At 61.5% G+C, this 19021-nt stretch carries 17 protein-coding genes; 8 read left to right on the plus strand and 9 right to left on the minus strand.

Translation table 11 applies throughout. From position 1 onward, the window contains the following. Positions 1 to 14: 14 nt before the first annotated feature. On the minus strand, positions 15 to 557 hold the full coding sequence (gene orn, locus BSF44_RS08820) for an oligoribonuclease (RefSeq protein WP_007995036.1): 543 nt from the start codon (positions 555 to 557) through the stop codon (positions 15 to 17). 106 nt (positions 558 to 663) lie between these two features. Here orn and rsgA point away from each other — a divergent pair, with 106 nt between their 5' ends. The 4 genes from rsgA (at position 664) to BSF44_RS08840 (ending at position 3756) form a co-directional block, all read left to right on the plus strand. After that, complete coding sequence (gene rsgA / locus BSF44_RS08825; protein ID WP_095943175.1) at positions 664 to 1695, plus strand: small ribosomal subunit biogenesis GTPase RsgA; 1032 nt, start codon at positions 664 to 666, stop codon at positions 1693 to 1695. A gap of 200 nt (positions 1696 to 1895) precedes the next feature. Further along, positions 1896 to 2303, plus strand: a complete 408-nt coding sequence (locus BSF44_RS08830) for a TIR domain-containing protein (RefSeq protein ID WP_046039806.1) — start codon at positions 1896 to 1898, stop codon at positions 2301 to 2303. Between the two features lie 2 nt (positions 2304 to 2305). Then, positions 2306 to 3265 carry a caspase family protein gene (locus BSF44_RS08835; protein ID WP_095943176.1) on the plus strand — a complete coding sequence of 320 codons (960 nt, stop codon included), beginning with the start codon at positions 2306 to 2308 and terminating at the stop codon, positions 3263 to 3265. Continuing rightward, complete coding sequence (locus tag BSF44_RS08840) at positions 3265 to 3756, plus strand: toll/interleukin-1 receptor domain-containing protein (RefSeq protein ID WP_095943177.1); 492 nt, start codon at positions 3265 to 3267, stop codon at positions 3754 to 3756. Before BSF44_RS08835 ends, BSF44_RS08840 begins: the two co-directional genes overlap by 1 nt. A 51-nt stretch (positions 3757 to 3807) precedes the next feature. Here the strand turns inward: BSF44_RS08840 and motB are convergent, their stop codons facing one another. Further along, positions 3808 to 4854: a flagellar motor protein MotB gene (motB, locus tag BSF44_RS08845; protein WP_095943178.1), complete on the minus strand. Its 1047-nt coding sequence runs from the start codon at positions 4852 to 4854 to the stop codon at positions 3808 to 3810. A gap of 3 nt (positions 4855 to 4857) precedes the next feature. Continuing rightward, a complete protein-coding gene (gene motA / locus BSF44_RS08850; RefSeq protein WP_008048039.1) occupies positions 4858 to 5709 on the minus strand; it encodes a flagellar motor stator protein MotA in 852 nt (283 codons plus the stop codon). 167 nt (positions 5710 to 5876) lie between these two features. On the opposite strand from motA, the gene BSF44_RS08855 reads away from it, so the two are divergent. The 3 genes from BSF44_RS08855 to asd are packed head-to-tail and all read left to right on the plus strand — an operon-like array spanning position 5877 to position 9151. Then, on the plus strand, positions 5877 to 7415 hold the full coding sequence (locus BSF44_RS08855; RefSeq protein ID WP_095943179.1) for an HDOD domain-containing protein: 1539 nt from the start codon (positions 5877 to 5879) through the stop codon (positions 7413 to 7415). A 41-nt stretch (positions 7416 to 7456) separates the two neighbouring features. Next, positions 7457 to 8272 carry a rhodanese-like domain-containing protein gene (locus tag BSF44_RS08860; RefSeq protein ID WP_095943180.1) on the plus strand — a complete coding sequence of 272 codons (816 nt, stop codon included), beginning with the start codon at positions 7457 to 7459 and terminating at the stop codon, positions 8270 to 8272. A gap of 18 nt (positions 8273 to 8290) precedes the next feature. Next, positions 8291 to 9151, plus strand: a complete 861-nt coding sequence (gene asd, locus BSF44_RS08865; RefSeq protein WP_095943181.1) for an archaetidylserine decarboxylase — start codon at positions 8291 to 8293, stop codon at positions 9149 to 9151. A 115-nt stretch (positions 9152 to 9266) separates the two neighbouring features. Here asd and serB read toward each other — a convergent pair whose 3' ends face one another. Continuing rightward, positions 9267 to 10481 (minus strand): phosphoserine phosphatase SerB, encoded by a 1215-nt coding sequence (serB, locus tag BSF44_RS08870; protein ID WP_095943182.1) that lies wholly within the window; start codon positions 10479 to 10481, stop codon positions 9267 to 9269. Between the two features lie 135 nt (positions 10482 to 10616). On the opposite strand from serB, the gene BSF44_RS08875 reads away from it, so the two are divergent. Continuing rightward, positions 10617 to 12134, plus strand: coding sequence for an AhpA/YtjB family protein (locus BSF44_RS08875; RefSeq protein WP_095943183.1), 1518 nt, complete (start codon positions 10617 to 10619; stop codon positions 12132 to 12134). A gap of 254 nt (positions 12135 to 12388) precedes the next feature. Here the strand turns inward: BSF44_RS08875 and BSF44_RS08880 are convergent, their stop codons facing one another. The 5 genes from BSF44_RS08880 to parE form a co-directional block, all read right to left on the minus strand. Continuing rightward, positions 12389 to 13102 (minus strand): membrane integrity-associated transporter subunit PqiC, encoded by a 714-nt coding sequence (locus tag BSF44_RS08880; protein WP_095943184.1) that lies wholly within the window; start codon positions 13100 to 13102, stop codon positions 12389 to 12391. A gap of 204 nt (positions 13103 to 13306) precedes the next feature. Continuing rightward, positions 13307 to 15577, minus strand: coding sequence for a DNA topoisomerase IV subunit A (gene parC, locus BSF44_RS08885; RefSeq protein WP_095943185.1), 2271 nt, complete (start codon positions 15575 to 15577; stop codon positions 13307 to 13309). 7 nt (positions 15578 to 15584) lie between these two features. Further along, the gene (locus tag BSF44_RS08890; protein WP_095943186.1) at positions 15585 to 16109 is read right to left on the minus strand and encodes a TIGR02281 family clan AA aspartic protease; all 525 of its coding nucleotides are present in this window, start codon (positions 16107 to 16109) and stop codon (positions 15585 to 15587) included. After that, complete coding sequence (locus BSF44_RS08895) at positions 16106 to 17095, minus strand: esterase-like activity of phytase family protein (RefSeq protein WP_095943187.1); 990 nt, start codon at positions 17093 to 17095, stop codon at positions 16106 to 16108. Before BSF44_RS08895 ends, BSF44_RS08890 begins: the two co-directional genes overlap by 4 nt. Then, positions 17095 to 18999, minus strand: coding sequence for a DNA topoisomerase IV subunit B (parE, locus tag BSF44_RS08900; protein WP_095943188.1), 1905 nt, complete (start codon positions 18997 to 18999; stop codon positions 17095 to 17097). Before parE ends, BSF44_RS08895 begins: the two co-directional genes overlap by 1 nt. Between the last annotated feature and the right edge of the window lie 22 nt (positions 19000 to 19021).

The raw sequence follows: 19021 nt of genomic DNA on the forward strand, positions 1-19021 counted from the left end.
CGGACGGCCGTGATTCAGAACTTGATGAAATGCTTGCGGTAGTGCTGCAACTCGGCGATCGATTCGCGGATGTCGTCCAGGGCCAGGTGAGTGCTGCCCTTCTTGAAGCTGTCACGCACGTCCGGTGCCCAGCGCGCAGCCAGCTCTTTGAGCGTGGACACGTCGAGGTTGCGGTAGTGGAAATAGCTTTCCAGGGATTTCATGTGGGTATAAAGGAAGCGACGGTCCTGGCAGATGCTGTTGCCGCAGATCGGCGACTTGCCCTTCGGCACCCACTTTTCCAGGAAGGCGATGGTTTCGGCTTCGGCTTCGGCCATGCTGATGCGGCTGTCGCGAACACGCTGGGTCAGCCCGGAACCACCGTGCTGACGGGTGTTCCACTCGTCCATGCCAGCGAGGATTTCGTCGCTGTGGTGAATGGCGATCACCGGGCCTTCGGCCAGGGTGTTCAGGTCACTGTCGGTGACGATGGTGGCCATTTCGATGATGACGTCGGTGTCCGGGTTCAGACCGGTCATTTCCAGGTCGATCCAGATCAGGTTCTGTGGGTTTTGCATGTTTGGCTCCTAGGCAATGCTGCGCAGTTTAGCCTAGGCCGGTAGCCGGGCGTGCTAAACTCGCGGCCGTTTTACCTAATCGCTGCATTCTTTATACGGAACACCCATGGCCAAACGCCAACTCAATCGTCGTCAAAACTGGCGCATCGAAAAGATTCAGGGCGAACGCGCTGCCCGCGCCGCCAAACGCGAGTCCTCGGCTGTCGAGGCGCTTGAGGGCGGCGATCTGGGCCCGGAACAGCACGGCCTGGTGATCGCGCACTTCGGTGTGCAGGTCGAAGTCGAGGCCCGCGACGGCGAACTGGCCGGCCAGGTATTCCGTTGCCACCTGCGCGCCAACCTGCCGGCGCTGGTGACCGGCGATCAGGTGGTCTGGCGCGCCGGCAACCAGGGTATCGGCGTGATCGTGGCGCAACTGCCGCGCAACACCGAACTGTGTCGCCCGGACAGCCGTGGTCAGCTCAAGCCTGTGGCGGCCAACGTCGACATGATCGTCATCGTGTTTGCACCGCTGCCCGAGCCCCACGCCAACCTGATCGACCGCTACCTGGTCGCGGCCGAGCATGCGGGCATCAAACCGCTGTTGCTGCTGAACAAGTTCGACCTGATCGACGACAACAACGCTCCTGCGCTGAATGCCTTGCTCGCGGTGTACCGCACACTCGGCTATCCGGTACTGGAAGTGTCGGCGCACCACGGCAACGGTATGGAGCAGTTGCAGAAGCAACTGGACGGACGCATCAGCGTGTTCGTCGGCCAGTCAGGTGTCGGCAAGTCGTCGCTGGTCAACAGCCTGCTGCCGGAAGTCGAAACCCGCGTCGGTCCGTTGTCCGAACTGTCCGGCCAGGGCACCCACACCACCACCACCGCGCGGTTGTTCCACTTCCCCGGCGGCGGCGAGTTGATCGACTCCCCGGGTATCCGCGAATTCGGCCTGGGCCACGTCAGCCGCGCCGACGTCGAAGCCGGCTTCATCGAGTTCAACGATCTGCTCGGCACCTGCCGCTTCCGTGACTGCAAGCACGACCGCGAACCCGGTTGCGCCCTGCTCAAGGCCCTTGAAGACGGCCGCGTGCAGCAGCAACGGATGAACAGCTACCGCTCGATCATCGCCAGCCTGCCGGAAAACGGCTACTAAACAGACGTGCCGACCGCCCTGCCTTCAGCGGGGCGGCCGGCGGCTGGATCTTCCCCCCCGCTTAAACATCAGACTTTTCTGTAAGGCATGCATAAGCCCGCTTGTAGGGCATTTCTCTTTCCGCGCCGCCCCCTTGTGGCCGCCCTGCAATCACCTAAGTTCAAACCCTCTTCGCACTCCTGCGACACCGAGGGACACCCATGCAAACCTACCATCTGTTCATCAGCCACTCGTGGAATTACTCCGACGCCCACGACAATCTCGTGCGCCTGCTCAACGCCAAGCCCGGTTTCACGTACAAGAATTTTTCGGTGCCACCGGACAACCCGATTGTCGGTGCGAAAACCGACAAACAACTTGAGGAGGCCATCGAAAACAAGATCCGCCCGTGTTCGGCGGTATTGATCATGGCCGGGATGTACTCCACCTACAGCAAGTGGATCAACAAGGAAATCGAGATCGCCAAGCGCATGGGCAAGGTGATCATTGCGATCAAGCCGTTCGGCGCCGAACGCATTTCCACGGTGGTACGTGACGCGGCACATGCCGAATGTGCGTGGAACACCAACAGCATCATCGATGCGATTCGCAAGCATACGGCGGTGTAACCATGCGCAAGGGACTGTTTATCGGCATCAACGACTACACCCATGTGTCGCGCCTGAGCGGTTGCAGCAATGACGCCATGGCCATGGCCTCGGTACTGAAGACCGACGCCAATGGCGATCCGAACTTCAAGAACATCGTGCTGACCTCCGCCGAGGACTACCTGAGCCGGGAAAAACTCGAAGACCAGATCCGCGAACTGTTTGCCGGGGACTGCAATGTCGCGCTGCTGTATTTCGCCGGCCACGGCAGCTTCGACACCGACACCGACGAAGGCATGTTGATCCCGCAGGACTACAAGAGCGCCAAGGACGGAATTCGTCTCAGCGACATTCTCAACTGGGCGAGCAAGGCCACGAAGATCAAGAACAAAGTGATCATTCTCGATTGTTGCCAGAGCGGCTCGGCCGGCGAACTGCGCGCCTTGCGAAGTGAAGGCAGCGTGGTCGGCGAAGGCATGACCATCCTGACCGCCTGCAAAAAGGAAGAGCCGGCGATGGAGGGCGTGCAGCACGGCGTGTTCACCGGATTGCTGCTCCAGGCTCTGCACGGCGGAGCCGCGAACATCCTGGGCAAGATCACTCCCGGCAGCCTCTACTCGTTTGTCGACAACGCCCTCGATGCCTGGGAACAGCGTCCGGTGTTCAAGACCAACGTTTCGCAATTCATTTCCCTGCGCGAAGTGTCGCCGCTGATCCCCAAGGAAATCCTGCGCAAACTCCCCGAATGGTTTGCCGAAGCGGAGTCGGTGTACCCCCTCTCCCCCAGCTTCGAGCCCACCGAACCCGAGTTCAACCCGGAACAGGGCGAGGTCTTCGCCCAACTGCAAAAGTGCAACCGCCACAGCCTGGTCGAACCGGTGGACGCCGAACACATGTACTACGCCGCCATCCACTCCACCGGCTGCCGCCTCACCGCCCTCGGCGCCTATTACCGCGAACTCGCGATCAAGGGACATTTCTAATGCCAGTGTTTATCAGCTACCGCCACATGGATCGCGCCCACGCGGTTAAAATCAACGCGCGCCTGATCCAGGCCAACATCAAGACCTACCTCGACGTACTGGATGCCGAATCCCAGACCACCGATGACATCACCGGAGTGATCACCCGCAACATCAGCGAATGCACGCACCTGTTGGCGGTGGTGTCGGAGAAAACCGCACTGTCCTGGTGGGTGCCGTTCGAAATCGGCGAGGCGACCATCACCAACCGACGCATCTGCTCGTTCAAGACCGGCCCGACCGAGCTGCCACTGTACCTCGATAAATGGCCCAAGCTGACCAGCGACCGGGACATCGAGTTCTTTATTGATGCCTATCGAAACGAATCGACGCTCAAGCGCTCGATGTCACTGGATTCGGTGAACGGTAGCGAGTCGGTGCGTAGCGTTAACAAATCCAATGCGGATCGCTTTCACACCGATCTCAAGGCCCGAGTCATCCGCGGCTTTTAAAGTAGAAACCGCCGTCAAAAAAGCCGACATCGCTGTCGGCTTTCTTGTGGGTCACTGCTTGGGCGGTTCAGCCGGTTTGGCTGGCTCACCCGGTTTCGGTGCCGGGTCGTCGAACAGATTCAGACGCTCACGAAGCTCGTGGGCCGGCAGCGGTTCCTTGTCCGCCGGCAACGCGTTCGGGTCGACCGGCTCAGCCGGTGCAGCTCCCGGAGCAGCCGAACCTTGCGGCGCATCAACAGCAGGCTCCGCACCTTGCGATCCTTCGATTGCACGCTGGGCTTTCTTCGTCAGCACCACGATGTCGATGCGACGGTTGACCGGATTGAACGGATGCTCGCGATCGAACAGGGCCGACGAGGCATAACCGACCACCCGCGCCACCTGTGCCTCCGGATAACTGCCCGCCACCAGCGCACGCCGTGCGGCGTTGGCACGGTTGGCCGAAAGCTCCCAGTTACCGAAATCACCGGTGCCGGTGTATGGCTTGGCATCGGTGTGGCCGCTGATGCTGATCTTGTTCGGAACCGCCTTGATGGTGTCGGCCATGGCCAGCAGGATGTCTTCGAAATACGGCTTCAAGCGAGCCGAGCCTGAATCGAACATCGGGCGGTTTTCCGCGTCCATGATCTGGATACGCAGGCCGTCCGGCGTGATTTCGAACAGGATCTGGTCCTTGAACTTCTGCATCTGCGGGTTTTCTTCGACCTTGTTCTGCAATTCTTGCAGCAACAGTTCGAGGCGCTCTTTTTCGACCTGCTCGGCCATGCCTTCGACCTGGTCGGTATCGATAGTGACCTTGTCCGGCTGTGGCTGGGACTTGACCTCGGGGTTGAGGGTGTTTTCCGGCGCCATGGTCGGCGTGCCACCCAGATCGATGATGTACGGCGTGCCGCTTTCGGAAAAGCCGATCGGGTCCTTGAAGTAACCGGCGATGGCGATCTTCTGTTCCGGCGTGGCGGTGGACAGCAGCCACAACACCAGGAAGAACGCCATCATCGCCGTGGCAAAGTCGGCGAAGGCGATTTTCCACGCGCCCCCGTGGTGCCCGCCGGCAATGCGCTTGACGCGCTTGATAATGATCGGCTGATTGTTTTCCATAACTTAACGACCGCGAACCGCTTGTTCCAGCTCGGCGAAGCTTGGACGGTGCGCCGGGTACAGAACCTTGCGCCCGAACTCCACGGCCAGCGATGGCGGCATGCCGGAAGCCGAAGCCACCAGCGAGGCCTTGATGGCTTCGTAGACGTTCAGCTCTTCCTTGGCATCGTGGGCCAGGGAATGGGCCAGCGGGCCGAAGAAACCGTAGGCGGCGAGAATACCGAAGAAGGTACCCACCAGTGCCGCACCCACGTGCAGGCCGATGGACTTCTGGTCGCCTTCACCCAGCGAAGCCATGGTCACCACGATACCCAATACCGCCGCGACGATACCGAAACCGGGCATGGCGTCGGCGATGCCGTTGACGGCGTGGGATGGGTGTTCCAGGTCTTCCTTGAGGCTGAACAGTTCCATGTCGAACAGGCCTTCCAGCTCGTGGGGAGCCATGTTGCCGGAGGACATGATGCGCAGGTAATCGCAGATGAACGCGGTCATGCGCTCGTCCTTGAGAACGGTCGGGTACTTGGCGAAGATCGGGCTCGCGGCGGCATCTTCGATGTCGCCTTCGATGGCCATCATGCCTTCGCGGCGGCTCTTGTTGAGGATCTCGTAGATCAGGCCCAGCACTTCAAGGTAGAAGCCGTGGTTGAAACGCGAACTGAACATGCTCAGGGACTTCTTGAGCACGTGCATGGTCATGTAGCCGGGGTTGGCCTGCAGGAAAGCGCCGAGGGCCGCGCCGCCGATGATCATGACCTCGAAAGGCTGGATCAGGGCGGCAATCTTGCCGTGGGAAAGCACGTATCCGCCGAGCACGCTCGCGAATACGACGATGATGCCGATAATTTTAGCCATAGGTTAGGAGAGCACTTACTGAGTCGGGTTCAAGGTCATATTCGGAAGTTAAAAAATCTCTTCTTCTACTTATCGGCAAAACTGCGCCAGACTATAGCCAGTTCAGGCGAAAAGCTAATTTGACCCCTTCCGGGCCCAGGTAATGTTGACGATGATCGCCTCCCACCATGGTTAACGAAACGAACGTTCCAACCCCGAAACCGACCACTCTCGAAGGCTGGGTCAAGCTGCTCGATGGCGTGCGCCTGCCGGTTCCGCAAGCCAGTCACGACCGGGTCTGCAAGGCCATCGGCGACAGCCGCAGCTCGCTGCGCGATATCGCCGACCTCATGCAAGGCAGCCCGGCACTGGCCTTGAGCGTGATTCGCGAAGCCAACCGGCATACCCATGGCGGCATGATCGAGCCTGCGGAAAACCTCGAGATTGCGATCAATCGCCTCGGCCTGAAGCGCACCGAAGAACTGCTCGCGCGGTTGCCCGTCGAACCCCAGTCCGAGATCCCCAAAGCCCTGCGTCAGTTGCAGATGATCAGCCAGCACGCCACGCAACAGGCCAACGGTTTTTTTGCCAGCCGCCTGGCGCGGCTGTGGCAGGACATCCATTGGGGCAGCCTGCTGTTTCTTTCGCCCCTGTGGCCGTTGGCGCTGACCCATCCGAAACTGCTCGAAGACTGGGAGCTGCGGGTCATCCATAAAGGCGAGTCGGCACGCAAAGTCGAGCAGCAACTGTTTGGCGTACGCCTGCTGGACATCGGTCAGGCGCTGGTAGAGGTCTGGCGCTTGCCGATCTGGGTGCAGCAGGGTTATCGCCTGCTGCTCACCGAACAGCGGGAACTGGTGAAAGTCCTGCGCATCGCCCGTGACAGCGAGCATCCACTGCGTCAGCAGAACCGCCTCGATGACGATCCGACCCTGCGCCGCTGGCTCAATCAACCGGCCAATACGGTGCTGCTGGCCAACGGGCTGGCACTGTCGGCGCAACACGCCTGGGACAGCCCCCACAGTGAGCGCTGGCAGTACCTGACCTGCCTTTACCTGCAAATGCCGATGGACGAGCTGCAGCAACAACTGCACCAGCAAGCCGCCAACAGCGCACGCCATCACGCCATGCCCGATCTCTGGCACCCCGCCGAATCGCTGATCTGGCCGTGGGGCATGAACCGCGTCCACGCAGGCTTACTGCCAGCAGCGGCACCCACCGCCGAAGACCTGGCGAAGTGGCGCAAGCAATGTGCCGAATTGCTGGTCGAGCCGAGTCGCTTCACCAACGCCATGCACTTGACCATCGCCGCCCGGGACGCCCTCGTGGCCTGCGGCATGCGTCGGGTGATGATCCTGATGGCCGACCGCACCCACACCAACCTGCGTGTGCACCAGACGGCCGGCCTGCCGAAGGAGGCTGCCGGGTTGAACTTCGTGGTCAGCCAGAGCAACGTGTTGCAACGCCTGCTTGCGCAGCAGGCCCAGGTGCGCCTGACGCCAGCCAACAACGTGCAATTCTCGGCCCTGCTACCCAACAACCTGCGCTCGCAGTTCAGCGGCGAACACCTGCTGCTGCGTTCGCTGGTCAACAATGGCCGGGTGATCATGATCGTCGTGGCGGATCAAGGCGGCGGGCCGTTTTCGGAAATCTCCGTACAGGCCTTCGGTAAAACCGCGCAATGCATCGAAAAAGCCCTGCACAGCTTTAGCCACCGTGGCCAATAAGCTGCGTTACAATCCTCCCTTTTGTGCTCTGGAGACCTCACATGTCTGACTTCTCTGGCTTGCCGCTGGTGATCGAGCCGAGCGACTTGCTCCCTCGCCTCGACGCCCGCGAACTGATTCTGGTGGACTTGACCAGTCCCGCCCGCTACGCCGAAGGGCACATTCCCGGGGCGCGCTTTGTCGATCCGAAGCGCACGCAGCTCGGCCAGGCCCCCGCCCCGGGACTGATGCCCCCGAAGGCAGCACTCGAAACGCTGTTTGGTGAGTTGGGACACAACCCCGACGCAGTCTACGTGGTGTATGACGACGAAGGCGGCGGCTGGGCCGGGCGCTTCATCTGGCTGCTGGATGTCATCGGCCACGGCAAGTACCACTATGTCGACGGCGGCCTGACGGCCTGGCTGGCGGAAGGCTTGCCCATGTCGATCCAGATCCCGCCACCCGTGGGCGGCCCGGTTCCACTGGCCTTGCACGACGAACCCACCGCCACTCGCGAATACCTGCAAAGCCGTCTCGGTGCCGCCGATCTGGCGATCTGGGATGCACGCGGACCGCTGGAGTTTTCCGGCGAGAAAGTCCTGGCAGCCAAGGGCGGACACATTCCCGGCGCGGTCAATTTCGAATGGACCGCCGGCATGGATAAGGCACGCCAGTTGCGCATCCGCACCGACATGCCGCAGATCCTCGAACAACTCGGGATCAGCAAAGACAAAGAAGTGATTACCCACTGCCAGACCCACCATCGTTCTGGCTTCACCTATCTGGTGGCCAAGGCTCTCGGTTATCCGCGGGTCAAAGGCTACGCCGGCTCCTGGGGCGAATGGGGCAACCATCCCGATACCCCGGTAGACATTTGAGATTTTTAAGGACCGTTAATGAACAAGCGTCTGTTTCTCCTCGGCCAGTACCTGCTGCCCCACAACTTGCTCTCGCGACTGGCCGGCTGCATCGCCGAATGCCGCGTGCGCTGGTTCAAGAATGCCTTTACCGCCTGGTTCGCCAAGCGCTATCAGGTGGACATGTCCCAGGCGCTGGTCGAAGACCTGACCGCCTACGAGCACTTCAATGCGTTCTTCACCCGCGCGCTGAAAGACGGTGCCCGCCCGCTGGACGAGACTCCGGGCGCGATCCTCAGCCCGGCCGACGGCGCGATCAGCCAGCTTGGCCCGATCGAACACGGTCGTGTGTTCCAGGCCAAGGGCCACAGCTTCAGCGTGCTGGAACTGTTGGGTGGCGATGCGGCAAACGCTGCGCCGTTCATGGGCGGCGACTTCGCGACCATCTACCTGTCGCCGAAGGACTACCACCGCGTGCACATGCCACTGGCCGGCACCCTGCGCGAGATGGTCTACATCCCGGGTCGCCTGTTCTCGGTCAACCAGACAACCGCTGAAAACGTTCCGGAACTGTTCGCCCGCAACGAGCGCGTGGCGTGCATATTCGACACCGAGCGCGGACCGATGGCCGTGGTGCTGGTGGGCGCGATGATCGTTGCGTCGATTGAAACCGTTTGGGCCGGTCTGGTCACGCCGCCGAAACGCGAGCTGAAAACCTTCCGCTACGACGAAGCCGCACGTGCGCCGATCCACTTGGAAAAAGGTGCGGAACTGGGTCGCTTCAAGCTGGGTTCGACCGCTGTCGTGCTGTTCGGGCCGGATCAGGTCAAGTGGGCAGAAGATATGACCGCAGGTACGGCGGTGCAGATGGGTCAGGGCATGGGCCTGCCGAAGGCCTGATATGTAGGAGCGAGCTTGCTCGCGATGAACGGCGAGGCGACGCGGGCATTCAGATTGCCCGCGTCATCGTTAACGCCCATCGCGAGCAAGCTCGCTCCTACAGTAGTTTGCGGTGTTAGAGCTGTCCGTCGCGATCGCGGAAACCCAGCAGATACAGCACGCCATCCAGCCCCAGGGTCGAGATCGCTTGCTTGGCCGACTGCTTGACCAGCGGCTTGGCGCGGAACGCCACACCCAACCCGGCAATCGCCAGCATCGGCAGATCGTTGGCACCGTCACCGACCGCAATGGTCTGCTCCAGGCGCAAGCCTTCCTTGTGTGCCAGTTCCTTCAGCAAGTCCGCCTTGCGCTGCGCATCGACAATCGGCTCTATCGCCACGCCGGTGACTTTGCCGTCGACCACTTCCAGTTCGTTGGCGAACACATAGTCGATACCCAGCTTCGCCTGCAATTGCTTGGCGAAGTAAGTGAAGCCGCCCGACAGAATCGCGGTTTTGTAGCCCAGTCGCTTGAGTTCAGCGAACAGGGTTTCGGCGCCTTCGGTCAGGCGCAGCGAGGCGCCGATGGAGTCCAGCACATTGACGTCCAGGCCTTTGAGCAAGGCCAGGCGCTCCTTGAAGCTGGCGCGGAAGTCCAGTTCGCCGGCCATTGCCCGTTCAGTGATTTCCGAGACCTTGTCGCCGACACCCGCCGCTTTGGCCAGTTCATCGATGACTTCGGCTTCGATCAGGGTCGAATCCATGTCGAACACCGCCAGACGACGGTTGCGACGGAACAGCGAATCTTCCTGGAAGGCGATGTCGACGTTCAGTTCCTGGGCAACGCTGAGGAATTCGGCACGCAGCGCCTGCGGATCAGCCGCTTCGCCACGCACGGAAAACTCGATGCAGCCCTTGCCCTTGTCGGCCGGAGTGTCCAGCGGCATGCGCCCGGACAGACGATCGATATGGTCGATGTTCAGGCCATATTTGGCGGTGATCGAGCTCACGGCCTGCAACTGCCCGGCTGTCACCTTGCGGGTCAACAGGGTCACGATGTGGCGTTTTTTGCCCTGGTTGCCGACCCACTGCTGGTAATCCACTTCGGACACTGGCGTGAAACGCACCTGTTGATCGAGCTCGTACCCCTTGAACAGGATGTCCTTGAGCACGGACTTGCCTTGCTCGGTGTCGGGAATTTCAACCAGGATGCCGAACGACAAGGTGTCGTGGATCACCGCCTGACCGATGTCGAGAATGTTCACACCACCCTGGGCCAGAACGCCGGTAATGGCCGCAGTCAGACCCGGACGGTCGACTCCCGTGATGTTTATCAGGACGATTTCGCGCAAGGCGCACCCCCGCAGGTGGAAAAAAACCGCATTCTACCCACTTTCAGTGACCATCGGGCACCGTGAGCGCTTTGACGGTCTAGGGCCTGTCGCTATACTGCGCGTCAACTCCACGGACAAAAGAGCCGAGCTCAAGTGAACCGGCCTACGCCAGTAAAAACCGATAACTTCTTCCTGCTGATCTTCCGGGCACTGCGCCACCGCCGTGTACCGATTGCATTGCGCATCGCCAGCCATAACGTGATTCTGGTCGCCCTGGCCCTGGTCATCTATGCCGGTGTGATGGGCCTGCAGTTCAAGCAGGCCATGCACGAGCAGGCGGATGCGCTGGGCGAAAGCCTGACCACGCAGACGGCCACCTCGGCCACCGAGCTGTTGGTGTCCAACGACATCCTCAGCCTCAATGTGCTGCTCAATAACCTGACCAAGAACAAACTGGTGGCCCACGCCGCCATCTACAGCCCGGACAACCGCATCCTCGCCGAATCCGGCCAGCGTCCCAAGCATGGCCTGCTGGGCGAAGCCGAGGGCATGTACCAGAGCAAAATCACCTTCCAGGACGTGACTGCCGGGCAATTGCGCATCAGCCTGGACATGGACCAGTTCCAGCAGCCGATGACCATCAGCCTGCAAAGCATGGGCATTCTGAGCGCCATCCTGCTGGCCCTGTCCCTGGCCCTGAGCCTGCGCATGGGGCGTTATCTCTCAACGCCGCTGCTGCAATTGCGGGTGTGGCTGCGCAACATCGACGAATACACCCCGGGCACCGACCGCCAGGACGAAATCGGCGACCTGGCGCGCCAGCTGCACGCCAACTTCGCCCCGGAGCCCGCCCCTGTGCCGGAACCGGAACCGGAATTCGACGACGTCGATGACGAGGCCGACCCGGCCTTCGAAGTCCGTAACCTGCGCGACCCGAGTTTCGACGAGAGCCGCCCGGTAGCGGCGCTCAAGCCAGCGCCACGGCAGATCGTCAGCACTGTTGAAGACGACGATGATGAAGACCCGTTCGCCGATCTGCGCGACGAGTCGCTGGACAGCCCTCCACAACCGGTGATTCGCAAGGCCACGCCGAGCGTGCCGCAACACAGCGCGGTGCTGGCGGTGCAACTGGGTTCCCAGGAGCAACTGCGACGCCTGCCGCGTGCGCGACTTGAAGAGCTGCTCGAACGCTATCGCGATTGCCTCGACCAGGCCGCTTCGCTGTATCAGGGCGAAGTGGAGACCTTGAACGATGGCAGCACACTGATGCTGTTCCACACCGAAGACAGCGGCGACGATTACCTGACCAACGCCATCTGCTGTGGCGAGCTGCTGCGGGCTCTAGGCCACCAGTTGCAGATCGAAGTCGCGGACAGCGGCATCACCCTGCAGTTGCAGCTGGGCCTGACCCTGGGCGACGAACTGTTCGGCCTGAGCCAGATCGACCTGCTGCTGACCGACCCCGCCCAGGACGCCCTGGCGCTGTCGCAACACAGCCGCAACCTGCTGCTGGTGGAGCGCAAGATCAGTGACGACGCCTTGATCCGCCAGCGTGCACGGATCCGCCCGATCGCCAGCCCTGAGGGCGCATGCTGCGTGGAGCGGTTGATGGAGCCGTATCCGTCGATGCTCGAGCGGCAACTGGCGCGGATGCACGAGCGCCGCGCTTAAGCCGCAGGCCCCGATCTGAAGAAGCCCGCAGATAAGCGATCGTCTGCGGGCTTTTTTGTGGCCTGTTCTGGCCTCATCGCGAGCAAGCTCGCTCCCACAGGGGATCGTCAGTGAACCCCCTCCTGTGGGCTGTCCGGATCAATTGTGGGAGCGAGCCTGCTCGCGATGAGGCCAGAACAGGCGCTAGATATCTCCAACCCGCAGAAACAACAAAGCCCGCATCAATGCGGGCTTTGTTTCAAATCCATCCAGGGTCAGAAGCGGAACACTTCCATATCCGTACGAATAGGCGCGGCCATCGGGATCTTCGGCTGCTTTTCCTGCTCTACCGCAGGTGCTGGCGCCTTGGCTGCCGGTTTGCGCGGAACTTCGGCGATCGGCGGCTGATTGGCCAGGGGCTTGAGCGCCACCGACAGTTGTTCGGCCAGTCGTTGCAACAACACACCCTGTGCCTGGACCTGCGCCGCCGTGGTACCGGCATGCTGTTCCTGCAAATGGATGATGCGGTTGTCGCGGACCTGCCCGCGACGGTCGATCAGGCGCCATTGCGCGTCGAGGATCGCCGGTTGTTTTTCACCCGAGTCCAGGCGCGTGATGGTCAGCAGTACCTGAACATCCGGCGTGAAGCCCACTGTCGCCGGGGCCAGCACTACGCGCTGGCTGTCCAGGCGACCTGCGACCTGACGCAGCAGCAGCTGATCGATATCCGACGAAAGGCTGCCAGCCCAACGACCGTCAGTCGAGGCCTGCAGGCTGCCATCAGGCTGACGCTGCAACAGGGTCTCACGTTGCAGGTAGTCGGCCACGGTGACCGGTCCCAACAATACCGCCATGCCCGCGTTCTGTGCGGGCTGAACCGGACTACCAGCGTCCAGCTGATACAACGACACCGGCTGGTGAACGCTGCAACCCGCCAGGCCAAGAACGCCGACGAGCAAAAGAATAAAAGGAAGGCGCAGAGCAGTCATCGTCCCATCCAGGTGATCGCAAAAAGGCTGATCACAGTAAAAATACTCAATAAATATGAAGAACGCGCGGCAGTGCCGGCGCTTGAAAGGCCATATCATCCGTGAATATGCGTTCCGACTCCAGCGCAAAGCGCCGAACTACGGGTTAAATCGTAGATCGGCGCCTCAAACTCGCGTTCTTCGGTCAACTGAACGCAGTAGCGCTCAGTTGACCGGGCTTTCGACGAGCAGTGCATCTACCCGCTGGAAACCACGCGGCAATTTGTTACCACGACGACCACGCTCACCCTTGTAGTGCTCAAGATCGTCCGCTTTCAGTGACAAAGTACGTTTTCCGGCCTGCAACACCAGTGTTGCACCGTCCGGCAATACGGCGATGTCCGTCACATACTCTTCACGACTGGCCACTCGCTCACCGGGAATCCCGATGATCTTATTGCCTTTGCCTTTACCTAATTGTGGCAGGTCGCTGATTTTGAAGATCAGCAGGCGACCTTCGGTCGTCACCGACGCCAGCCAGTTTTGCTCACGATCGGCCACAGGGCGCGGCAGCATGACCTTGGCGTTGTTCGGCAGGCTCAGCAGGGCCTTGCCCGCCTTGTTCTTGGCCTGCAGGTCTTCTCCCTTGACCACGAAACCGTAGCCGGCGTCGGAAGCGATCACGTACAGCGCATCGTCTTCGGGCATCAGCACGCATTCGAAACTCGCCCCTGGTGGCGGCGTCAGGCGACCGGTCAGTGGCTCGCCCTGGCCACGGGCCGACGGCAAGGTGTGGGCGGCCACCGAATAACTGCGGCCCGTGGAGTCGATAAACACCGCAAACTGGTTGGAGCGCCCGGCTGCCAGCGCCTTGAAACCGTCCCCGGCCTTGTAGGAAAGCCCGGTGGCGTCGATCTCGTGGCCTTTGGCGGAGCGAATCCAGCCTTTTTCCGACAGCACCACCGTCACTTTCTCGTTCGGCAGCAGATCGTGCTCGGTCAGGGCCTTGGCTTCGGCGCGCTCGACGATAGGCGACCGGCGGTCATCCCCGTAGGTTTCAGCGTCCTTGATCAGTTCGCTGCGCACCAGTTTTTTCAACTTGGTTTCGCTGCTCAGCAGGGCTTGCAGCTTGGCTTGTTCCTTGAGCAGTTCATCCTGCTCGGCACGCAGCTTCATCTCTTCCAGTCGCGCCAACTGACGCAGACGGGTGTCGAGGATGTAGTCGGCCTGGATTTCGCTGAGGGCGAAACGTTCGATCAGCGCGGCTTTCGGATGCTCCTCGGTACGGATGATGTGGATCACTTCATCCAGGTTGAGGTAGGCAATCAACAAACCGTCCAACAGGTGCAGGCGACGCTCGACCTTGTCGAGGCGGAATTGCAGGCGACGACGCACGGTCTGCACCCGGAACTCCAGCCATTCGACCAGCAGCGCCCGCAGGTTTTTCAACTGCGGCTTGCCGTCCAGGCCGATGATATTGATGTTGACCCGGTAGCTCGACTCCAGCTCGGTGCTGGCGAACAGGTGCTGCATCAGGGCATCGTGGTCGAAGTTTTTCCGCGCCCCCGGAATGATCACGATCCGGCACGGGTTTTCGTGGTCGGATTCGTCACGCAGGTCGGCAATTTGCGGCGCCTTGGACGGCTTGGCCTGCATCATCGCGGCGATCTGCTCCAGCACCTTGGCGCCCGAGACCTGATGCGGCAGCGCGGTGACGATGATGTCGCCGTCTTCGATGTGATACACGGCGCGCATGCGCACCGAACCGCGACCGGTTTCGTAGATTTTCAGCAGGTCGGCGCGCGGGGTGATGATTTCCGCTTCGGTCGGGTAGTCCGGGCCCTGGATGTGCTCACAGAGCTGTTCGACCGTGGCCTTGGGCTCGTCGAGCAAACGCACGCACGCCGTGGCGACTTCCCGCAGGTTGTGCGGCGGAACGTCGGTGGCCATGCCCACGGCGATACCGGTGGTGCCGTTGAGCAGGATATTCGGCAAACGTGCCGGCAACACCAGCGGTTCGTCGAGGGTACCGTCGAAGTTCGGGCCCCAATCCGCCGTGCCCTGGCCCAGCTCGCTGAGCAGCACTTCGGAATAACGCGACAGCCGCGCTTCGGTGTAACGCATGGCGGCGAAGGACTTGGGATCATCCGGCGCACCCCAGTTGCCCTGGCCGTCGACCAGCGTGTAGCGATAGCTGAACGGCTGGGCCATCAGCACCATGGCTTCGTAGCAGGCCGAATCGCCGTGGGGGTGGAACTTACCGAGCACGTCACCGACGGTACGCGCCGATTTCTTGTGCTTGGAATCGGCGTCCAGCCCCAACTCGCTCATCGCATAAATAATGCGGCGCTGTACCGGTTTCAGGCCGTCGCCGATATGCGGCAGGGCACGGTCCATGATCACGTACATGGAGTAGTTGAGGTAGGCATTTTCGGTGAAGTCAGCCAGTGACCGGCGTTCTACACCGTCCAGGCTGAGATCAAGGGAGTCGCTCATGCGGGCCTCATCGGTTCGTTGTCTGGCGCAGCAGCATGGTGCCACCGCGCTGGGTAAATTCAAGTTTGTTCAGTGCGCTCATGCCGAGCAACACCTGATCGCCATGCAGCCCCGGGGCCACCAGTGCGCGTACATCCCGCAGCACGATGTCGCCCAGTTGCAGGCGTTCGATACGGGTGCGATAGCCCTGGCTCAGGCCATTGGCCGTGCTCAGGGTCACGCCGAATCCTTCTTCGAGCTTCAAGCGCTTGGCCAGGCCCGCCGGAATCGACACATCGGTTGCACCGGTATCGAGCATGAAGTCCACCGGCTGGCCGTTGATCTGGCCGCTGGCGACGAAATGCCCCTGCACATTGCTCACCAGTTTCACCTCGATGAAACCTTCGCCCTGCTCCGAACTGACCACCACATTCGGATTTTGCTGACGCGCTTCCCACTGGGCGAAAAACCGCGTGGCCAGAAACAGCGCCGCACACCAGGCCAGCACCATGAACACCCGGCCGATACGCTGCCCCGGGCGTTGTTGTCTCATGGTTTGGCACTCCAGCCACCTTCCGGTGCGGCGAAGCGCCAGACCACCGGGCGGACTTCGCCATCGGCGCGTGCGCCGAAATTATTGTCGACACCGATCCAGGCGCCATCGGCATCCACGATCAGCGCTTCTTCCAGCCCGTAGTTCTGTGAATAACGACGGTTTTCCTGCAACAACTCGGCGGCGTACGACCAACAGCGCTCGACCTTGGCCGTCTGCGCATCCCGGCGGCAGATCTGGAAGGCATTGCGTTCAAGGGTGAACAGCTTGCCGTTGAACAGCGACAGATCAGAGAAGTCCCGTGGGACAGCCTTGGCATGGGGAAACTGCTCGGGCTGCATTTCCATGCCCGCCTCGCTCAGCAGCACGCAGCCACCGTCGCAATCCCACAACGTTTGCTTGCGCTTGATCATCAGCAGTCCCCGACCTTGACGCTCGGCGGCGAGCCACATCTGATCCCCCGCCGGATTGATCGCCAGCCCTTCGAACAACGCGTTGAATTGCAAGAGCAGGCCTCTGGCCCGTGCTTCGCGAACCATCATCGGCGAAATTTTCAGCCAGGTGGCAGGCCCGGTTGGCGGCACTTGCAAGACAGCGGCATGGCCTTCGCTGACGATGTAGCGATTGCCGGCGCTGTCGCAGGTGATGCCTTCGAAGTCCAGATCGCCGCCACGCACGAACGAAGCTACCCAGACGCGGGACTTCAGCCCCCAGGGCAAACCGCTGTCAGGCACCAGCGGTACGTCGATGCGCACTGTTTGTGCCTGCCACACGGATTCGCGGGTATCGAGGCGGTAGATCTGGTCATCGTCGCGGTCGGAAACCGCCCACAGGTCATTGCCGCACTGCGCCAGGCCGGACAGGTTGCCGCCGCGCATACCCTCGATGACATGCCCGGACAACACGCGCAGCTGTGGCGCCGGCTCGGCAGATACCGTAATCGACGTCAGCAGCAACCCACAGAGCAGGGCAAAGCCCAGACGCATCAGCCCAGCACCTCGGCCAGGTTGCCCTTGGACTCCAGCCAGGTCTTGCGGTCACCGGCGCGCTTCTTCGCCAGCAGCATGTCCATCATTTCCGAGGTCGCCTCGAAATCTTCCAGGGTCAACTGCACCAGACGCCGGGTGTTCGGGTCCATGGTGGTCTCGCGCAGCTGCGGCGGGTTCATTTCGCCCAGCCCCTTGAATCGGGTGACTTGCGGCTTGCCGCGCTTCTTCTCGGCCACCAGGCGATCGAGGATGCCATCGCGTTCGGCTTCATCGAGGGCATAGTAGATCTCTTTGCCCAGGTCGATGCGGTACAACGGCGGCATCGCGACATAGACGTGACCGGCATCCACCAACGGGCGGAAATGCTGGACGAACAAGGCGCACAGCAAGGTCGCGATGTGCAGACCGTCGGAGTCGGCGTCGGCGAGGATGCAGATCTTGCCGTAGCGCAGTTGGCTCATGTCCGCCGCGCCCGGATCGACGCCGATGGCCACGGCGATGTTGTGCACTTCCTGACTGGCGAGCACTTCGCTGCCGTCGACTTCCCAGGTGTTGAGGATCTTGCCGCGCAACGGCAGGATCGCCTGGAATTCCTTGTCCCGCGCTTGCTTGGCGGAACCGCCGGCGGAATCACCTTCCACCAGGAACAGCTCGGAACGCATCGGGTCCTGCCCGGCACAGTCGGCCAGTTTGCCCGGCAGCGCCGGGCCTTGGGTAATGCGTTTGCGCTCGACCTTCTTGCTGGCCTTGAGGCGACGGCCGGCGTTGTTGATCGCCAGTTCCGCCAGCAGCATGCCGGTTTCCGGGTTGGCATTGAGCCACAGGCTGAACGCATCTTTGACCACACCGGAGACGAACGCCGCCGCTTCACGGGACGACAGGCGCTCCTTGGTCTGGCCGGAGAATTGCGGTTCCTGCATCTTCATCGACAGAACGAAGGCGATGCGTTCCCAGACGTCTTCCGGCGCCAGCTTCACGCCGCGCGGCAACAGGCTGCGGAATTCGCAGAACTCGCGCATGGCATCGAGCAGGCCCTGGCGCAGACCGTTGACGTGGGTGCCGCCCTGGGCCGTCGGGATCAGGTTGACGTAGCTTTCCTGTACCGCATCGCCGCCTTCCGGCAGCCACAGCAGTGCCCAATCCACCGCTTCTTTATTACCGGCCAGGCTGCCGCAGAACGGCTCGTCCGGCAGGCGCTCGAATTCGCTGACCGCATCCACCAGATAGGAACGCAGGCCGTCTTCGTAATGCCATTCGACTTTTTCGCCGGTGGCCTTGTCTTCAAAACTGACCAGCAAGCCCGGGCACAGAACGGCCTTGGCCTTGAGCACATGCTTGAGGCGGCTGATGGAGAATTTCGGCGAGTCGAAGTATTTCGGGTCCGGCGCAAAGAATACGCTGGTACCGGTGTTGCGCTTGCCGACAGTGCCGATGATTTCCAGTTCGGTGGCCTTGTAGCCGTCCTTGAAGGTCATCTGGTATTCGTTGCCGTCACGTTTTACACGCACCCGAACTTCGGTGGACAAGGCGTTGACCACGGAAATACCCACTCCGTGCAAGCCACCGGAGAACTGGTAGTTTTTGTTGGAAAACTTGCCGCCGGCATGCAGCTTGGTGAGGATCAACTCGACGCCCGAAACACCTTCCTCGGGGTGAATGTCCACCGGCATGCCACGGCCGTCATCGCTGACTTCCAGGGAATGGTCGGCATGCAGGATCACCTGTACCGATGAGGCATGCCCGGCCAAGGCTTCGTCGACGCTGTTGTCGATGACTTCCTGGGCAAGGTGGTTCGGCCGACTGGTGTCGGTGTACATGCCGGGGCGCTTGCGCACCGGGTCGAGGCCCGAGAGGACTTCGATGGCGTCTGCGTTATAAGAGCTAGCGCTGGGAGTGGCCATGGGGTCTCGTCGTCAGTGTTCG

Origin of the sequence: Pseudomonas sp. ACN8, assembly GCF_002303925.1 — a bacterium.
Lineage (GTDB): Bacteria > Pseudomonadota > Gammaproteobacteria > Pseudomonadales > Pseudomonadaceae > Aquipseudomonas.